The sequence below is a fragment of the Calothrix rhizosoleniae SC01 genome (assembly GCF_900185595.1).
In the GTDB taxonomy this organism is placed as follows: Bacteria; Cyanobacteriota; Cyanobacteriia; order Cyanobacteriales; family Nostocaceae; genus Calothrix_A; species Calothrix_A rhizosoleniae.
Genome location: NZ_FYBH01000441.1, coordinates 1 through 1,264, shown reverse-complemented (window position 1 = coordinate 1,264; position 1,264 = coordinate 1). Strand labels below are relative to the sequence as shown.

The window sequence follows — 1,264 nt, the reverse complement described above, 5'->3', positions numbered from 1 at the left end:
CGGTGTTTTTACCTCGGGACATGTTCCCCCGACCGCTTTGGAAGAATTAATCAGAATTACAAATCCAGGAGGTTTACTCCTATTCAGTACCAGAAAAAGCTACTACGACAACAGTGATTTTTCCACTGTTTGCAATCGCTTGCAAGAAGAAGGCAAAGTTAAGCTAATTCACTCGGTAATCGATGGTCCTTATATCGCAGAAGAAGGAGCACATTACTGGGCTTTTGAAGTTTGTTGACAAACTTTATTTTTATCGCTAATTAGAATTTTGGGGTTGTCCGCTCTCCCCGATTCAGTTTGGCAACCTCTTTTGGCTAATTCCTATTTACAAAGCTGGAACGGGATAGCTCTCAACAAAGGAGTTACTAAAATTGGGATTTATCCCATGCTTTTATCTGAACTACAACCAAAAACAATTATCGAAATCGGAGCATTTACAGGTGGTAGTGCAATTTGGTTAACTGACTGCTTGGAAATATTCAAAATAGCAGGAACTGTATATTCTATTGATATTGATCTTTCCATGCTTGATGAAAAAGCCAGAAACGATTCGCGGGTAAATTTTGTCAAAGGAGATGGTAACAACCTGGGAGAAGTCCTACCTGCAGAAAAGCTTTCTCAACTGCCTCACCTCTGGCTGATTATACAGGACACCGCAATGGTTGATGTTACAGGGTTACTTGAATATTTTCACAAAAATGGGTTAAAAAGTGGAGATTATTTAATAATAGAAGATACCAACAAATGGGTCTGGGATTCTTGGGGAGGAGGATGGAAAAATCAAGAGGAAATGGAAAATGGCAGACAGAAAATGGCTAATTCACACCAGACGTATCAGATATTTTTGAATAATTAAAAAATATTTTTCACAAATCATCATAAAGGAGTCAGTATTTAGAATGTGTTTTTGATTTGAGATAAATAACAAATTTCAAATCCTTTATTTTATGATTCTATACCCTGACTCCTACATGTTAAATGTCGTTATCAATCTGTACTTAAATCAAAAGTGTAATCATGAATAATGCAACTAAAGTCAAACAATAAGATGCAAACATTAAATAAGCAACAACACCAGCTAAACCCTCTGTTTTTTGCTCTTTAATACTAGTAATCTTGGATAGCAATAAGTTAAATGCTTGCAGCATATTCTCTACCTATCAGCTTTTTTTGATGTTCACTATATAGTGATTACTACTCATGTAATGTGACCTGTAATAGCAAATATATCCTAATTATAGGTAGAGACAATATTGTAAATATT

At 35.4% G+C, this 1,264-nt stretch carries 2 protein-coding genes; both read left to right on the top strand.

Features of this window, described 5'->3' with window-relative positions; genetic code table 11:
• On the top strand, positions 1-238 hold a 238-nt coding region (locus tag CALSC_RS25150), incomplete at its 5' end, for a hypothetical protein (RefSeq protein WP_200817758.1).
• A gap of 30 nt (positions 239-268) precedes the next feature.
• Complete coding sequence (locus tag CALSC_RS25145; RefSeq protein ID WP_200817757.1) at positions 269-856, top strand: CmcI family methyltransferase; 588 nt, start codon at positions 269-271, stop codon at positions 854-856.
• Positions 857-1,264 lie beyond the last annotated feature (408 nt).